The organism is Winogradskyella sp. PE311 (assembly GCF_046545555.1).
Taxonomy (GTDB): Bacteria; Bacteroidota; Bacteroidia; order Flavobacteriales; family Flavobacteriaceae; genus Winogradskyella.
In genome coordinates, this window is record NZ_JBHZTH010000001.1 from 1,454,028 (window position 1) to 1,469,503 (window position 15,476).

Sequence of the window (15,476 nt, forward strand, 5' to 3'; positions counted from 1 at the left end):
AATTATGCTAAGAACAATTAGTATCGCTTTTATATGTTTCATCAGCATAACGAAACTGTTTGCACAGGATATAGTTTTTCCAAATCCAAGTCAATTAAAAAAAGGTGATAGTTTTGTGAAATTTAGCCCTAAGCATAATGGAGTTAATCTTACAAAAATACTACATAATCTTAAAACTGAAGAAATTATAGCGATACAAGAAAAACTATTAGACCTAAAATATAATGTCATAGTTAACGGCAAAATTGATAACAATTTTAAAGCTGTTATTTTTATTTTTAATAGTGAAGAGTGTGGTATAGAATCTTCTTATATTACAGAAAGAACAGTTTCTTTTTTAAATACACTACATAAGAAGTATTTAAGAATTAAAAGGCGAGAGAAACGTAATGTAAAAAACAATTGACTTGAAGTTGCAAACTATTATAAAGCTGAGAGAAGAACCTCATAATCAAATAGATTATGATTCAAAATTGTTCCTTTTAGGTTCGTGCTTTTCAGAAAATATTGGTAATAAATTTGAATATCATAAATTTCAAGCGTCCATTAATCCTTTCGGTATTTTATTCCATCCTTTAGCGATAGAGCATCTAATTAAGAGAGCAATTAATAGTGATTACTATTCAGATAGTGACTTATACTTTGAAAATGAACAATGGTTTAGTTTAGAGGTACATTCAAAATTAAATAACGCGTCTAAAACTCAATTATTAAACACTTTAAATTCTCAGATAGACGCTACTTTAAATGCGCTTAAGTCGTCAACACATATTGTCATTACATTAGGTACAAGTTGGGTTTATAGGCACATTTCATCTGATAAAGTTATCGCAAATTGCCATAAATTACCTCAGAAACAATTTTTAAAAGAGTTGTTGCCTGTAGAAGAAATTACAGGGTGTTTAGAAGTAATCATAGCGTTAGTAAAGCGTATTAACCCTAAAGTGAATTTTATATTTACGGTATCTCCTGTGAGACACACAAAAGATGGCATTATAGAGAATATGCGCAGCAAATCGCACTTGATTTCTGCAGTCCATCATATTATTGAGCCAAGGCAACAGGTCTACTATTTCCCTGCATATGAAATTATGTTAGACGAATTAAGAGATTACCGTTTCTATGGTAAAGATATGATTCATCCTAGCGAAGTTGCCATAGATTATATTTGGGATAAGTTTAAAACCGTCTGGTTAGTAAGAGAGGCGATAGACATTTCTGAAAAAGTATCTGCAATACAGGCTAAAAAATTACATCGTCCTTTTAACCCATCTTCCGAAGTACATCAAAAATTTCTCGCTAAGCTTCAGCTAGAAATAGAAGATTTTTGTAAAAAGTATTCGAATATTTCCTTTTGAAATTATTTAAACACTTAATATTTAGTTAGTTGTGAAAATATACGCAATTCATCGTATGTTTTTTTATCTACTTATTATTCAATTTTGCAGTGTTATTAACTTTAAAATATATTGTTGAATTATGAAAAAAGTAGAAGCAATACTTGTAACTATAGTCTTTTTATGTATCGGTAGCATTAATGCCCAAGACATAGCTGACTTTAAACCTGGACAACAAAAATATGGTTTAGGTAAACTTAAAAAAGGACCGAAGAAAATATATATTGCTAGTTTTAATGTCAATTTTGAGACGTATAAAGAAGCAGTGTCTTATAAAGCTGCTGGTGGATTTAGAAGAAATGCGAAAGGTGAAGCTACTGCAAAAGCCGCAATTGGTATAAATGGTTTAATGGAAGCCGATATTCAATCAAAGACAAATCAGTTATACAACGAGTTTATAAATGAATTAAAAGCTCAAGGTTTTCAAATTATTACTCAAGAGGAGGCTGGCAAAACAAAAACATATGAAGGATGGTTGAAAGCAGAAGGACCTTACGTTAATCAATCGGGTTTGCCTGGAGTTATGACTGCCGTACCAGAAGGTTATAGTTTTTATTACAAGAAAGAAACTAAAAAAGGAAAGAAGAAGAAAGGATTTATGGGAGGAAATTTTGTACCCCAAAAACTATCCAAAGAGTTAAATGATGCTGTTGTAGCCAATGTAGATTTATATTTTATGTATTCTGAAGCTGGGAATGATTTTTTTAAAAATGCAGGAGGAGCTAAAGTAAAAATGTTTACAAATTATAGACTCATTGGTGATTATGCTGTAGTTGCACCAAAGACAAAGGGTTTAAGACTTAAGGGAGCGCAAACAGTAGACTATATTAAAAGTAGCGTAACTTTTACAAAAGGTAAAGTAGGGCTAGGTGCTCAAACACAATACACAGGTACTTTGAAAAAAGATCTTGAGATTAATGGTGTTATAAAGAAGGAAAAAGTTGTAGCTTACTCAAAGCAGACTTCTGAAACAGCTACATCTTTTAAGCCTATTGTAATTGCAGGACCAAGCTATAGTAGTCTAACAAAGTGGATAGATGTAGAATCTAAGGCGTTTTGTGATGGTCTTTATAACGCAGGAAGTAAACTGTTAAAGCATCATACTAAAGCATTTTTGAGTAATTATTAAAGAACTACTATATTTAAGAACTTAGATTTTTGGTGGTACTAATATAGATCTTGTGATTAGGCTTGGAGGTTTCATAATTTGCGGTTAATCATTTAAAACTATCTTAACATCGAAAAAAAGCGTAACTCATTAATAATTAGGTATATATTTAAAATGCTATTAATCAATTTTTTTAGAAAAGTGTCAGGTTTAATTTCCTTTAAAAAAGGAAATAATCTGATACTTTTTTTATTTTCCTATAGGAGAATAATGACCTTTATTTTTTTTACTCTCATTTCAGGTTGCTTAATTGGACAGAATAATTTGCAAGTAGCAGATAGTCTTATTAATGAGATAAAGCGTAATGAGTCAGATTCTTTAGCAATAAAAACACTTCTCAATGACTTTTTTAAATATTGCTATTCTAAGCCAGAAATTGCACGTCGTTTAGCCGAAGCGTCTATTGAACTAAGTGAAAAAGAGGAAAATGATTATTTAATGGTGAGAGCCTTATTAAGGCATGGAATTTACTACGATATAATAGGAAAAAAAGATAGTGCCTTACTAGATTATGATAAGGCTTATAAAATTGCGAACAAAATTGATGATTTAGATGGTAAAGCTTCAGTATATAACAATAAAGGATTGATTTATTGGAACTCAGAAAATTACAATGAAGCTATGGAGAATTACTTAAGTTCTCTTAAGATATTTGAAGAGTTAGGTAATGAAAAAAGTCAAGCAAGCAATCTTAATAATATAGGCTTATTACTCAAAGAACTAGAGCGTTATGAGGAGTCGAAGGATTATCATGTAAGAGCTCTAAAATTAAGACAAAAAACAAACGACATTTATGGTATTGGTGCATCGTATTCTAACTTGTCTCAGATGTATTCTTCTTTAAAGATGCTTGATTCTATGATTATTTATTCTCACAAAGCGCTAAAAACAAAACTAAAAATTGGAGATAAGCGAGGACTAGGAATTGTATATAATAATTTAGGCCAAGAGTATAATCTTATGAAGCAGTTTGATTCTGCAGCATACTATCTTAAAAAGGCAGATAAAATTTATGAAGAACTTAAGTTTAAAAAATTAAAAGGTTCTAATAGTGCAGCTTTAGGTTCTATGTATTTTCGTGCTAAAGATTTTAAAAATTCTATTAAGTATTATGAGGTAGCTTTAGACTTAGTTGATAAGGAAGAAATGTATTCACAATCTAAAATATATCAGCGATTGGCCTTTTCTCATAAATATTTAAATCAATATAAAAGTGCAGCATTTAATTTTGAAAATGCGCTTCGTGTACAAGATTCAATAACCAAAAAAAACGAAGTGGTTGCAACACAAGAAGTATTTGAGAAATACCAATCTGCAGAAAAACAAAAACAGATTTTAATACAAAGAGCAGATTTAGCAGAACAAGACCTTATAATTCAGCAACGTAATTATCAAATTTATGGACTAATTGCCTTAGCTTTTGTATTAGGTTTAATAGGATATTTAATATACAAACAGCAAGAATTAAAGAATAGACAATTACAAAAAGAAAATGAATTAAAAGATGCCTTATTAAAGATTGAAACTCAAAATAAACTACAAGAACAGCGCCTTAGAATTAGTAGAGATTTACACGATAATATAGGTGCACAGCTTACATTTATTATTTCATCTTTAGATAATTTAAAATATGGTTTTGATATAAATGATAAAAAACTTAACACAAAACTAGAAACGATTAGCGAGTTTACGTCAGGAACAATTTATGAACTTAGAGACACTATTTGGGCGATGAATAAAAGTGAAATAACTTTTGAAGACTTGCAGTCTAGGATTTCTAATTATATTGATAAAGCTAATATTGCAGCTCAAAACATTACGTTTCAATTTAAAATCGATAAGTCTGTTAAACCAGATACATCTTTCTCTTCAATTTATGGTATGAATATTTATAGAATAATTCAAGAAGCGATTAACAATAGTATTAAGTATGCTAAAGCTTCAGCGATTAACGTTGAAGTTTCAAAACTAGTATCTAATTTAAGCTTCAAAATAACCGATAATGGTATAGGATTTAATGAAAATGAAGTGACGCTTGGTAATGGTATTCAAAATATGAAAAAGCGAGCTTTAGAAATTAATGGTAATCTTATTATAGAATCAAAGCCAGATAAAGGTTCTCATATTATTTTAACCGTTTAAATAGTATAAATTTATAACTATGAATATAAAAATAGCTATTGTAGATGATAATACCTTTTTAATAAAGGCAGTAGCGGAAAAACTGTCTTTCTTTAAAGATCTGGAAGTGAAATTCAGTGTTATGAATGGCTCCGAACTATTAGATAAGTTAAAGGATAATCATAATCTAGATTTAATTTTAATGGATATTGAAATGCCAGTACTTAACGGAATCGATACAACACTCCAAGTAAAGCAAAAATATCCTCATATTAAGATTATTATGCTTACTGTTTTTGATAATGATGAAAATATTTTTAATGCTATTAAGGCTGGTGCAGATGGCTATTTACTAAAAGAAATTAATGCTGGCGACCTGCACTCTGGTATAATAGAAACTTTAAATGGAGGAGCAGCAATGAATCCTTCGATAGCATTAAAAACACTAAAATTATTACGGAACCCTTTTGTTGAAGGTAAGAAGGATAACGAAGACATAAAACTAACAAACCGCGAAGTAGATGTACTAGAGCATTTAAGTAAAGGTCTAAGCTATAATGCTATCGCAGATAATTTAATTTTATCTACAGGTACTATTAGAAAACATATAGAAAATATATATCGTAAACTACAAGTGCACAACAAGCTCGAGGCTGTGCAAAAAGCGAAACGCAATAATATTATTTAATTTTTAACTAGTTTTAGGTTCTTCCTGTTACCATTGTCTTCTAAAGACACAATGTATAATCCACTTTGTAATTCTGAAATATATATTGGTCTACTCAGATTATGATGCTTTAGTTGTATAATAATTTTACCGTTTAAATCCATAATTTTCACATTAGCCTTAGTTGAGCTCATAGATTCGATTCTTAAGAGATCTTTCGATGGATTTGGGACTAGTGTGAAATTAATTTCATTCATAGACACATCTGTATTACTTAGCGTGTCATTTTCATTTAATCGCGACACATTTGATAATAATCTTACATAAGCTGCTTGATAATAAATTGCAGGTTCACTAATTTCCCATGAGTTATCAGGGAATCCTGTATTAAAATCTAAATAGCTTTTCTGTGCTGGTTGATTGTATGGTGGACTTAGATTTGTATTAGCAGTATAGTTCTGATTTGCACCACCTGCCAAAAAACCAGGAGCTGGTCCATATGTTGTTAAATCTGCATTATCCCATTGCGTGCCATCATAGAACCAAGTGTGGTAAATTTCTTTTAGACTGTTTTCTGCTCCATAAGAATTCATACTGCTGAGGTAAACAATGTCTAACGGATTAACTCCATGATAATAATGAAGAATCTCTTTTGCTCTTAGATTATATGATGATGTAATCGATGTATTGATGTTATATTTGCTAAATATTAAATTTAAGTTACCCATACCTGCACGAGAAGAACTGCTTCCCCAATGATACGTCCAATCATTACAATAGCCTCTATATAAATCTAGCGTATTAAATTGAAAGTAATTGGTGTAATTATTTGCAGCTGCAGTTTCGGCAGAATTTAAAATCGTTGTAACCAAATTATTATTGGCATTAGTTAATGTTGTATAATGCAATAAGGCATCAATACTTAAAATATTATAATTATCCCATTGGTCGTTATTGAGAACATCTGTATCATTACTATTAGTAACTATATATTGATTGTATGCTAAATCATCTGTGAGGTCAAATAAATAAATTGCGGCTGTAAGGGCCATCTCTCGTTGTGTTGCACTATCTCTATCGGCATCACCAGCAACTATAGAGCCATCATCGCAGTTTTCTTGTAATGTATTTGTATTAAGGTATGGTAAAACCCAATTCCAACATAATATAGCTCGGTTTTCTAATGTTTGCGAATAAGATTCTAATTGAGGGAATTCACTAAATACTTTTGCAGCATGAGCTAAAACAGAAGCTGCAGCTAAAGCCGAAGAGGTACAAACAGGGCCGTAATACCTAGTGTCATAATTTACGCTTGGCGGAGCACTCGTGTTTTCATTAAAATTTCTATTCCCCATTTTTATATGAACGGATCCGTCAATATTTATCATTTTGAGCAGCCAATCGGTTTCCCATTTAATTTCGTCAATTAGGTCTGGAATACCATTACCAGATTCAGGAATATTAAAATCATCACCAAATACTGATGAATTTTCTTGGTATGCCCAAAGTAAGTCATGTACCGTAGTTTCTGTAAACGTGACATATTTGTTATAATCTCCAGCATCAAACCAGCCACCTCTCATATCTTTCGTAGTTGAAGTATTACCTTGGTCATAAACATCTCTCGCAAATTCATCTTGCGCAAAAGAGATTGCATCTGCATAAGGCGTTAAAACATAAGGTTCAACTTTTTCGATGCCAGCTCTATTATAATAAAACATTTTTGAGGTGATTTTTATGAGGTCATCATAGACAGCATCATTGATTTCAAAAACTGCAGAAGACTCATTAGTTGAGGTATCAAAAATGTAATAACTGCCTGGTGTCGTTACTGTAGAAAAATCGAACCACCAACCTGTATCTCCCGATTGTGAATGTATATTTCCATTATCCCATTGTACAATACCACCAGAGTATACAACAGAATTATCAGAAGTATTTCTTACTTCCATAGTACTACTAGGATTATAGCTTTGACCGCTATTAAAACCCATTTGCGGATTACTTATTACGGCAACTTTTGTACTTGATGGTTTATAGCCAAACTGATCTATATGAATAAAATCACTATGTTGTGCAACACAAAAAAGTGGGCAAAGGAAATAGATAAGGTAAATCTTTTTCATATAAGTAGGTGTAAAGGTATATACTTAAATGTACGATAAAAAAGTAAATTTAGATGTTTTTAACCCTCACGCTATCAGGTACTAACTTGGTGTAATTACCATTATTTCTGATTACATCTCTTACAATTGAAGATGAAATATAAGAGGTGCTGGCTGCTGTTAAAAGAAAAACAGTCTCAATAGGGGCAAGGTCTCTATTAGTATGTGCAATAGCTTTTTCAAACTCAAAATCGGCAGGATTTCTCAGTCCTCTTAATATAAATTCTACATTATTTTTTTGGCAAAAATCTACAGTTAGACCTTTGTAGGTTACAACTTTCACTCTGGGTTCATCTTTAAAAGACTTTTCAATAAATTTTTGACGTTCTTCTAATGAGAACATATATTTTTTATCAGCGTTAATACCAATAGCGACAATAACTTCATCAAAAAGTTTTACACTACGCTTTATAATGTCATAGTGTCCTAGAGTTATAGGGTCAAAAGATCCAGGGAAAATTGCTCGTTTCATAGCCATTTTTTTGTCGTTTCCATAAATAGGGAACTATTAAATTCAAAGATAACTATTAATTTCTCAACGCTTCTTTTATTGCATTGTCAAACAATGCTTCCATACTTATACCAGCTTCTGCAGCTTGTTGTGGTAAGATACTTTCATTAGTTAATCCTGGGACAGTGTTCACTTCTAATAAATAAGGTTCATCATTTTTAAAGATAAATTCACTTCTAGAAAATCCCTTCATACCTAATATATCATAGATTTGCTTAGCTAACTTTCTTGTTTTTTGTTCATAGTCTTTAGAGATTCGAGCAGGTGTAATTTCTTGAGATTTACCTTCATATTTGGCGGCATAATCAAAGAAATCATTTTCAGAAACAATTTCAGTAATTGGTAAAACTGTAGTCTCTCCTTTATATGAAATTACACCAACTGAAACTTCAACCCCATCCAAATATTGTTCAATAATGATTTCATCGTCTTCATTAAAAGAATTGTCTATGGCTGCTTTTAAATCTTCTTTTTTATAAACTTTAGAAATTCCGAAACTACTACCGGCTTTATTAGCTTTCACAAAACATGGTAAGCCCACTCTGGCTACTATTGTATCTTCATCAATAGTATCACCTAGATTTAGATAATAGCTTTCAGCAGTTTTAATACCATGTGGTTTTAGTGTTGCTAACAAATCTCGTTTATTAAATGTAAGCGCTGCTTGATACATGCTACAACTTGTTTGTGGTATATCTAATAATTCAAAATAAGCTTGCATATAGCCATCTTCACCAGGTGCACCATGTATAGCATTAAAAACACAATCAAAATTAATTTTGGTTTCATTTACCAAAACTGAAAAATCATTTTTATCTAGAGAAAATTCTTCCTCCATATCATTTACAAAGACCCATTTGTCTTTAAAAATGTGTATACGATACGCATTATATTTTTCCTTATCTAAATTGTTATAAACTACATTACCACTTTTTAGCGAAATTTTGTATTCGCTAGAGTAACCTCCCATTATGATTGCAATATTCTTTTTCATTTCTCTAGTAAAAAATGTATAATGTAAAAGTATCATTTATTTTGCATAAACTAAATACCAAGTCAATACGTATATAAATTTTATCGCGTTATATATTTTCTTAATTTTGTTCACTATTATTTAGCTTATGAGTTTTGTTAAATTTCTTACCAGTAAAGTGTTTTTTAAACAATTAGCATTAGCAATTGTTGCAGTCATTATTTTATGTTTTGTTATGCTAAAATGGTTAAATATTACCACTAACCATGGCGATTTTGTTACTGTGCCAGATTTAAAAGGCAAATCTTTAGAAACTGTTGAGATAGAGCTTAACGATAATGATTTAACAATGAAGATTCAGGATTCGGCTAATTATAATCCTAATTACCCAAAGTACTCAGTTATAGAGCAAAACCCAGAGGCAGGATCTCAAGTAAAAGAGAATAGAAAAGTTTATCTAATTTTAAATCCGTCTGGATATCGAAAAGTTGAAGTGCCAAATATATTGAAACGTACTTTTAGACAAGCTAAACCGCAATTACAAGCATTAGAATTTAAATTAGGTAACATAACATATATAGATAACATAGGTAAAGATGTTGTCTTAGGAATGAAGTACGACGGAAAAATGCTAAAACCTGGTACACAATTACCACTAACGTCTACTATAGATTTAGTCTTAGGTAACGGTAAACGCTAAACGATATGCCTAACATACCAGATACGCAGCAAGAAGAAAACGAACTATATGAGCATCATGCATTTAAAGTTGTAAATGGACAACAACCGCTTAGAATAGATAAATACTTAATGAATTTTATTGAGAATGCTACACGAAATAAAATACAAGCTGCGGCAAAAGAGGGAAGTATTTTTGTGAATGATGTTCCAGTTAAATCAAATTATAAAGTAAAACCAAACGATGTAATAACTGTTAAGTTTGAACATCCTCCTCATGAGAATTTATTAATAGCTGAAGATATTCCTATTGATATCGTGTATGAAGATGATGATTTATTAGTGGTAAATAAATCTGCTGGTATGGTAGTTCATCCAGGACATGGAAATTATTCTGGCACCTTAATTAATGGACTAATTTATCATTTTGAAAACCTACCAAATAATTCTAGTAATAGACCTGGATTAGTGCACCGAATTGATAAAGATACAAGTGGCTTATTAGTTGTAGCAAAAACAGAAAATGCTATGGCCCATTTATCTAATCAGTTTGCAAAAAAAACAAGTAAGCGCGAGTATTTGGCCTTGGTTTGGGGAAATATGATTGATGATGAAGGCACTATAGAAGGGAATATTGGTCGTCACCCAAAAAACAGATTGCAAAATACGGTATATTTAGATGATGAAGAAGAAAAAGGAAAACCTGCCATAACACATTATAAGGTTCTTGAGCGTTTGGGTTATGTGACTTTAGTTAGTTGTAAACTTGAAACTGGTCGTACACATCAAATTCGCGTGCATATGAAGCACATTGGGCATACCTTATTTAATGATGAGCGATATGGTGGTGAACGCATCTTAAAAGGTACTACTTTTACTAAGTATAAACAATTTGTGGAAAATTGTTTTAAAATTTTGCCACGACAAGCACTACATGCTAAAACCTTGGGTTTTGAACATCCTACAACCGGCAAATGGTTAAGCTTTACCAGTGATGTTCCGGAGGATATAGAACAATGTATTGAGAAGTGGAGAAATTATGCAAAGCACACAAGTTAACTAAAATGTTATGAAGGTAAGACGCACACTAATAGTACTTATTTCATGTATAGCACTATTTACATGTAATAGCGACGATGATAATGATTTTAGAGATATCCTAGAGATTTGGGATTTAGAGTCTATAGTTGTTGAAGAACTTTATGACTTTAATGGCGATAACGATTTTACCGGAAATTTAACAAATGAACTCTCTTGTTTTAATTTTGATAGTTACACACTTTATACAGGCGGTATTGCAGTAGAGTCAGTATCAAAAAATTTGTCACTTTATTTTGATGATAATACTGGAGAAGTTGTAGGTACTTGCGACGTGTTTTCGACAATTTCAGAAGGGATTCTAAGCTGGTCTATTACAGGAGATGAGCTAACTTTTAGTTTCGATGGTACCTCTGTTACTGGTACAATAGATGGCGATATGTTAACTTTCGATGCTATTGACTTTTCAGTTTATACTAATGCTTCACTTAATGAGGTGGATATAGCTATACCTGCAATTTTCACATATAGGTTAAGACAATAATAATTACACTTTCGCAACATAGATAGTCTTTATATCTTCATAACTATTTGATGTTATAAACAGTAAACAATATTATTTAACTATTGTATTTTTATAATCGAAAAAGAAATTATTAATTTTTATTAAAATACCGTTTTCGCGGACTTATAATATGAAACTTGTACTCTCACCAGCTAAATCCTTAGATTTTGAAAGCAAACTACCAACCACTAAAACTACAGAAGGTTGTTTTTTGGCAGAAGCCGAACGTTTAAATAAATTATTAAAAAAGAAGTCGCCGAAGAGTTTATCTAAATTAATGCATATTTCAGATAATTTAGGCCAATTAAATTATGAGCGTAATCAAAATTGGGAGTTACCTTTTACAGCCGATAATGCGAGACAAGCAATTTATGCTTTTAGTGGCGATGTTTATAGAGGTTTAGATGCTTATAAAATAGACACCGAAAAGTTAGATAAAGTAGAAAGTACTGTTCGCATAATATCTGGTTTATATGGTTTACTCAAACCTTTAGATTTAGTGCAGCCCTACAGACTAGAAATGGGTACTAAAATGGCCGTAGGTAAGAATAAGAATTTATACGAATTTTGGAGAAAGAAAGTCACGCAAGCATTAAATGATGAATTAAAAGATGACGAGTTATTCTTAAATTTAGCAAGTAACGAATATTTTAAAGCTATAGATACTAAAACCTTAAAAGTCCCAGTGATTAATGTTGCGTTTAAAGAATTTAAAAACGGGCAATATAAAATTATAGCCATTTTCGCAAAATTAGCGCGAGGCCTTATGACTCGTTATATTATAGATTCAGATGCTAAAACAATTGATGATATTAAAGGTTTTAATTATGATAATTATGGTTATAGTGAAGAGTTGTCTTCAGATGGTGAGTTGGTTTTTACGAGATAAATACTATCTTTAAATGACGAAAATTCATCAATGTATTATTATTTAATCGTAGCACTTCAAGCATTCTGTATTTATCATGTATATAAGAACCGTAAGCCATATTATTGGTACTTTCTTATATTTTTCATACCCGTTTTTGGTTCGATAATTTATATTATTACTCAGGTATATAATAAAAATGATGCTGAAAAAATTCAAGAAGAGTTTTCATCTATTTTAAATCCAACAAAAAAGATAAAAGATTTAGAAAAAAAGATTGAATTCTCTGATACGTATGCCAACAGAATTGAATTGGCAGATGCTTATGCGCAAAATTTAGATATGCCAAATGCCATTGTTAATTATAAGAAAACATTAGAAGATACAGATCAGAATGATTTATATGCACGTCAGCAATTGGTGTTATGTTACTTTCATCTTAAAGATTATGATGGTGTTACAGAATATGCAGAATCTATACAAGATAAGATTATTTTTAAAGGATCTAAGCAACAGTTTTGTTACGGTTTGGCGTTAAAGGATTTAGGCAAGATGAAAGAGGCTGAAGTTCAATTAAAGCAAATAGATAGACCTTACTCTAATTATGATGAACGACTAGAACTGGCTAAATTCTATCTCGAAAACAATAGGATTGCCGAGGGTAAAACCTTACTAAAAGAAATATCGGAAGAGTCTGATCATATGACTAAGCCAAATAGACGTATTTACAAGGCTACAATTATTGAAGTAGAACGTTTGTTAAAATCTCTGTGAAGCTTTTAAAAAAAATATAGACGCTTTAAGAACAATTTATATTTAACGAATATTAGTGATTAACATTACTGAGTTCCTCAAAAGAGGTATTATTAGAATGGAAGTATTTCTTTTTGTTCCTCGGTTGTAGATTTCAAATCAATGAAAAAAACGTTACAGATTACCAATGGATTAGCCCTTGGCTCGACTATATTTATTAATTATCTATCTAATACTGGATTAATGAATAATACCACTATTGGAAATCTGTCTGACGATTATAAGTCTTTGTTTACTCCAGCCGGTTATACATTTGCTATTTGGGGAATTATCTATTTACTCTTATTGGTATTTGCTATTTATCAAGGTAGAAGTTTATTTGTAAAAGTTAGAGATGATAGTTTTATTCAGAAAATAGGATGGTGGTTTGTTTTAAGTTGCTTTTTTAACTGTGCATGGGTGTTTGCTTGGATTTACGAATATACAGGGCTATCTTGTCTATTCATCTTCTTGTTATTGTTTTCATTATATAAAATTGTATGGAATAACCGTATGGAATTAGATGACAAGCGATTTTCTATAATTGCTTTTTTATGGTGGCCATTTGTTATTTATAGTGGTTGGGTTACTGTAGCCAGTATTGCCAATGTATCTACTTATTTAATTAAAATAGAATGGGATGGCTTAGGTTTATCTCAAATTACTTGGACATTAATAATGATAAGTATTGCAGTAGTTATAAATTTAGTGATGACATGGAAACGTAATATGAGAGAGTTTGCATTGGTTGGAGCTTGGGCTTTAGTAGGAATTGGTAATGCTAATACTGATTTCAATGATACAATTGTTGCAATAGCATTTATTGGTGCTGGTCTGTTATTACTGAGTACTGCATTACATAGTTATAAAAATAGAGAGACAAACCCATATTTAAAATTTAAACAATGGCGAGCATCTCTAAATTAGAATATGTTAGTATTAGTTCTACCATAGAATAAATTAACTGTAACTTCGCTCAAAATTAAAGGAGTGACCTAAATGAATAGAGTTTGCTTCATAAACTTTACATATGTCATTTAAAACATTAGGTCTTTCTGAGCCTATTTTACGCGCGATATCCAAGAAAGGATACGATACGCCATCACCAATACAAGCAAAAGCAATCCCTCCAGTAATAGAAGGTAAAGATGTATTAGCATCTGCCCAAACAGGTACAGGAAAGACTGCTGGTTTTACACTCCCTTTATTGCACTTTCTATCAGAGAACCCAAAACCAAAGTATAGAGATATTAGAGCTTTAATTTTAACTCCAACAAGAGAGTTAGCTGCACAAGTGCATAATAATGTTAAAGAATATAGCGAGTTTTTGAATATTAGAAGTACCGTTATTTTTGGCGGAGTTAATCAAAAACCACAAGTAGCAAGAATAAAACAAGGTGTAGATGTTTTAGTGGCAACACCAGGTCGCTTAATTGATTTAGAAAATCAAAGGTTATTATCCTTAAAACATGTTGAAGTATTTGTCCTAGATGAGGCTGATCGTATGCTAGATATGGGTTTTTTACGTGACATAGAACGCGTTATGAAATTGATGCCAGATAAGCGACAAAACTTAATGTTCTCAGCAACTTTTTCTAAGGATATTAAAAAATTAGCTTATTCCATTTTAAATAATCCAGTACAAGTAGAGGCTACACCAGAGAATACAGCTGTTGAAGTTATTCAGCAAAAAGTGCATCGTGTTGCAAAGGCAAAGAAAACAGGTCTAATTATAAAACTGATTTCTGAAGGGAATTGGCAGCAAGTTCTTGTCTTTACTCGAACAAAACATGGGGCAAATCGATTAACAAAAAAAATGATTAGTGCCGGTATTACGGCTGCTGCTATCCATGGCAATAAAAGTCAAGGAGCAAGAACTAAAGCTTTAGCCGGATTTAAAAATGGATCGATAAGAGTTTTAGTAGCAACTGATATTGCAGCACGTGGTTTAGATATTCCTTTGTTACCTCACGTTGTGAATTTTGAATTACCTAATATCGCAGAAGATTATGTGCATAGAATAGGTAGAACTGGCAGGGCAGGAGCTAGTGGTGAAGCTATATCATTAGTAAGTGCAGATGAGATTAGTTACTTGCGCGGTATAGAAAAGCTCATTAATATGAAAGTTGATGTTGAGATTATAGAAGGTTTTGAGCCAGATCCTAATGCCTCAACGGAGCCAATAAAGCAAGGCCAGAATAGAAATAGAAATCAAGGTAGAAATCGGAATTCTAATTCTAGAAGTTCTGGTGGTAATAAAAATGCTAGTAGAAACAAAAATAGAAATAGAAGACGCAACAATAATCGAAGTTAATAATGACTGATGCTTTAAAAGAAAAGATGATTCGAATATGCGATAAGAAAATTGCTCAGAAGGGTGATAATGTTGGTCTTTCTTTCTATGCGTTTTTTAAGAACAAAAATGATAACCCCAAACTATTAATGGAAGCAGCTAAATGGTGGATAAAAACGCATGAGCTAGATCATTTTGAAAAAGCAATTAAAATTAAGAAATTAGTAAAAGACTCATAAT

At 31.4% G+C, this 15,476-nt stretch carries 16 protein-coding genes; 13 read left to right on the forward strand and 3 right to left on the reverse strand.

The genetic code is table 11. The features are described from left to right. Window positions 1-4: 4 nt before the first annotated feature. The 5 genes from ACFWU4_RS06185 to ACFWU4_RS06205 all read left to right on the forward strand — a co-directional run bounded on the left by ACFWU4_RS06185 (window position 5) and on the right by ACFWU4_RS06205 (window position 5,374). Complete coding sequence (locus tag ACFWU4_RS06185; RefSeq protein ID WP_411125910.1) at window positions 5-406, forward strand: hypothetical protein; 402 nt, start codon at window positions 5-7, stop codon at window positions 404-406. A gap of 1 nt (window position 407) precedes the next feature. After that, entirely contained in the window at window positions 408-1,358 is a 951-nt protein-coding gene (locus ACFWU4_RS06190) for a GSCFA domain-containing protein (protein ID WP_411125912.1), read from the forward strand. A gap of 121 nt (window positions 1,359-1,479) precedes the next feature. Further along, window positions 1,480-2,526, forward strand: a complete 1,047-nt coding sequence (locus ACFWU4_RS06195; protein WP_411125914.1) for a hypothetical protein — start codon at window positions 1,480-1,482, stop codon at window positions 2,524-2,526. Between the two features lie 249 nt (window positions 2,527-2,775). Next, window positions 2,776-4,707, forward strand: coding sequence for a tetratricopeptide repeat protein (locus tag ACFWU4_RS06200; RefSeq protein WP_411125916.1), 1,932 nt, complete (start codon window positions 2,776-2,778; stop codon window positions 4,705-4,707). A 19-nt stretch (window positions 4,708-4,726) separates the two neighbouring features. Next, window positions 4,727-5,374 carry a response regulator gene (locus ACFWU4_RS06205; RefSeq protein WP_411125917.1) on the forward strand — a complete coding sequence of 216 codons (648 nt, stop codon included), beginning with the start codon at window positions 4,727-4,729 and terminating at the stop codon, window positions 5,372-5,374. Here ACFWU4_RS06205 and ACFWU4_RS06210 read toward each other — a convergent pair. From ACFWU4_RS06210 to ACFWU4_RS06220, 3 genes are read right to left on the reverse strand one after another with little or no spacing between them, the layout of a single operon-like run. Continuing rightward, window positions 5,371-7,479, reverse strand: a complete 2,109-nt coding sequence (locus tag ACFWU4_RS06210; protein WP_411125919.1) for a glycoside hydrolase family 9 protein — start codon at window positions 7,477-7,479, stop codon at window positions 5,371-5,373. The genes ACFWU4_RS06205 and ACFWU4_RS06210 overlap by 4 nt on opposite strands. Window positions 7,480-7,528: 49 nt before the next feature. After that, window positions 7,529-7,990, reverse strand: coding sequence for a pantetheine-phosphate adenylyltransferase (coaD, locus tag ACFWU4_RS06215; protein WP_411125921.1), 462 nt, complete (start codon window positions 7,988-7,990; stop codon window positions 7,529-7,531). A 55-nt stretch (window positions 7,991-8,045) separates the two neighbouring features. Further along, window positions 8,046-9,023, reverse strand: a complete 978-nt coding sequence (locus ACFWU4_RS06220) for a D-alanine--D-alanine ligase (RefSeq protein WP_411125923.1) — start codon at window positions 9,021-9,023, stop codon at window positions 8,046-8,048. A 127-nt stretch (window positions 9,024-9,150) separates the two neighbouring features. Here ACFWU4_RS06220 and ACFWU4_RS06225 point away from each other — a divergent pair, with 127 nt between their 5' ends. The 8 genes from ACFWU4_RS06225 (at window position 9,151) to ACFWU4_RS06260 (ending at window position 15,475) form a co-directional block, all read left to right on the forward strand. Further along, window positions 9,151-9,702, forward strand: a complete 552-nt coding sequence (locus ACFWU4_RS06225) for a PASTA domain-containing protein (RefSeq protein WP_411125925.1) — start codon at window positions 9,151-9,153, stop codon at window positions 9,700-9,702. 5 nt (window positions 9,703-9,707) lie between these two features. After that, complete coding sequence (locus ACFWU4_RS06230; RefSeq protein WP_411125927.1) at window positions 9,708-10,739, forward strand: RluA family pseudouridine synthase; 1,032 nt, start codon at window positions 9,708-9,710, stop codon at window positions 10,737-10,739. Between the two features lie 10 nt (window positions 10,740-10,749). Beyond that, window positions 10,750-11,262, forward strand: a complete 513-nt coding sequence (locus ACFWU4_RS06235; protein WP_411125929.1) for a hypothetical protein — start codon at window positions 10,750-10,752, stop codon at window positions 11,260-11,262. Between the two features lie 151 nt (window positions 11,263-11,413). Then, window positions 11,414-12,172: a peroxide stress protein YaaA gene (gene yaaA, locus ACFWU4_RS06240; protein ID WP_411125930.1), complete on the forward strand. Its 759-nt coding sequence runs from the start codon at window positions 11,414-11,416 to the stop codon at window positions 12,170-12,172. Between the two features lie 30 nt (window positions 12,173-12,202). After that, window positions 12,203-12,925, forward strand: a complete 723-nt coding sequence (locus ACFWU4_RS06245) for a hypothetical protein (protein WP_411125932.1) — start codon at window positions 12,203-12,205, stop codon at window positions 12,923-12,925. Between the two features lie 141 nt (window positions 12,926-13,066). Beyond that, the gene (locus ACFWU4_RS06250; protein ID WP_411125934.1) at window positions 13,067-13,870 is read left to right on the forward strand and encodes a tryptophan-rich sensory protein; all 804 of its coding nucleotides are present in this window, start codon (window positions 13,067-13,069) and stop codon (window positions 13,868-13,870) included. Between the two features lie 103 nt (window positions 13,871-13,973). After that, window positions 13,974-15,257 carry a DEAD/DEAH box helicase gene (locus ACFWU4_RS06255; protein ID WP_411125936.1) on the forward strand — a complete coding sequence of 428 codons (1,284 nt, stop codon included), beginning with the start codon at window positions 13,974-13,976 and terminating at the stop codon, window positions 15,255-15,257. Window positions 15,258-15,259: 2 nt separating this feature from the next. Beyond that, a complete protein-coding gene (locus tag ACFWU4_RS06260; protein ID WP_411125938.1) occupies window positions 15,260-15,475 on the forward strand; it encodes a DUF6500 family protein in 216 nt (71 codons plus the stop codon). Window position 15,476 lies beyond the last annotated feature (1 nt).

Excerpts from the sequence above, each read along its gene's own strand:
- ACFWU4_RS06185 (WP_411125910.1), top strand. The coding sequence starts at position 5 with ATGCTAAGAACAATTAGTATCGCTTTTATATGTTTCATCAGCATAACG.
- ACFWU4_RS06195 (WP_411125914.1), top strand. The coding sequence starts at position 1,480 with ATGAAAAAAGTAGAAGCAATACTTGTAACTATAGTCTTTTTATGTATC.
- ACFWU4_RS06200 (WP_411125916.1), top strand. The coding sequence starts at position 2,776 with ATGACCTTTATTTTTTTTACTCTCATTTCAGGTTGCTTAATTGGACAG.
- ACFWU4_RS06205 (WP_411125917.1), top strand. The coding sequence starts at position 4,727 with ATGAATATAAAAATAGCTATTGTAGATGATAATACCTTTTTAATAAAG.
- ACFWU4_RS06210 (WP_411125919.1), bottom strand. The coding sequence starts at position 7,479 with ATGAAAAAGATTTACCTTATCTATTTCCTTTGCCCACTTTTTTGTGTT.
- coaD (WP_411125921.1), bottom strand. The coding sequence starts at position 7,990 with ATGAAACGAGCAATTTTCCCTGGATCTTTTGACCCTATAACTCTAGGA.
- ACFWU4_RS06220 (WP_411125923.1), bottom strand. The coding sequence starts at position 9,023 with ATGAAAAAGAATATTGCAATCATAATGGGAGGTTACTCTAGCGAATAC.
- ACFWU4_RS06225 (WP_411125925.1), top strand. The coding sequence starts at position 9,151 with ATGAGTTTTGTTAAATTTCTTACCAGTAAAGTGTTTTTTAAACAATTA.
- ACFWU4_RS06230 (WP_411125927.1), top strand. The coding sequence starts at position 9,708 with ATGCCTAACATACCAGATACGCAGCAAGAAGAAAACGAACTATATGAG.
- ACFWU4_RS06235 (WP_411125929.1), top strand. The coding sequence starts at position 10,750 with ATGAAGGTAAGACGCACACTAATAGTACTTATTTCATGTATAGCACTA.
- yaaA (WP_411125930.1), top strand. The coding sequence starts at position 11,414 with ATGAAACTTGTACTCTCACCAGCTAAATCCTTAGATTTTGAAAGCAAA.
- ACFWU4_RS06245 (WP_411125932.1), top strand. The coding sequence starts at position 12,203 with ATGTATTATTATTTAATCGTAGCACTTCAAGCATTCTGTATTTATCAT.
- ACFWU4_RS06250 (WP_411125934.1), top strand. The coding sequence starts at position 13,067 with ATGAAAAAAACGTTACAGATTACCAATGGATTAGCCCTTGGCTCGACT.
- ACFWU4_RS06255 (WP_411125936.1), top strand. The coding sequence starts at position 13,974 with ATGTCATTTAAAACATTAGGTCTTTCTGAGCCTATTTTACGCGCGATA.
- ACFWU4_RS06260 (WP_411125938.1), top strand. The coding sequence starts at position 15,260 with ATGACTGATGCTTTAAAAGAAAAGATGATTCGAATATGCGATAAGAAA.